This window comes from Falsiroseomonas oryzae, from assembly GCF_027856955.1.
GTDB lineage: Bacteria > Pseudomonadota > Alphaproteobacteria > Acetobacterales > Acetobacteraceae > Falsiroseomonas > Falsiroseomonas oryzae.
Map to the genome: position 1 here is coordinate 1 of NZ_JAPSMD010001011.1, position 556 is coordinate 556.

Annotated in this window: 1 protein-coding gene; it reads right to left on the reverse strand. The window is 78.1% G+C overall.

Features of this window, described 5'->3' with window-relative positions; translation table 11 throughout:
* A partial coding sequence (locus OZN99_RS33240) for a hypothetical protein (protein ID WP_270939425.1) occupies positions 1-556 on the reverse strand: 556 nt, incomplete at both ends.

Sequence of the window (556 nt, forward strand, 5' to 3'; positions counted from 1 at the left end):
TGCCGACGCTCGCCGAGGCGCGTGTCCTCCGCCTGGCTGCCGCTGCGCAGCTCCGCCAGGCGCCGCTCCTCGGCGGTCGCGGTGGTGCGCAACTCGCCCAGGCGGCGCTCGGACTGCGCGGCCTGGTCCTGCAACATGCCGAGCCGCCGTTCCTCGGCGCCGCGGCGCTCTTCCAGCGCGGCGACGCGGCGTTCCTGCAGCGTGGCGTTTTCCCGCAGCTCCGCCAGGCGGCGCTCGGCCCCGGCGGTCGTGTCGCGCAGCTCCGCCAGGCGCTGGTCCTGCGTGGCCGATTGGGTGCGCAGCCCTGCCAGCCGCTGCTCCTCCGCCGTCGCCTGGCTGCGCAGCCCGGCGAGGCGCGATTCCGCTTCGCCCAGCTCGCCGCGGGTGCGGCCGGCGGATTGCTGCAACTGCCCGGACTCGCCCCGCAGTGCGGCGAGCCGGGACTCCTCGGCGGCCAGTGCCGCGCGCATATCGCGCAGCTCGGCGTCGGTGGCGCTCCGGCCCCGCTGGGCGCCGTCCAGGGCGCGGCGCGCCTCGGCAAGCTGGCGCTCCAGCG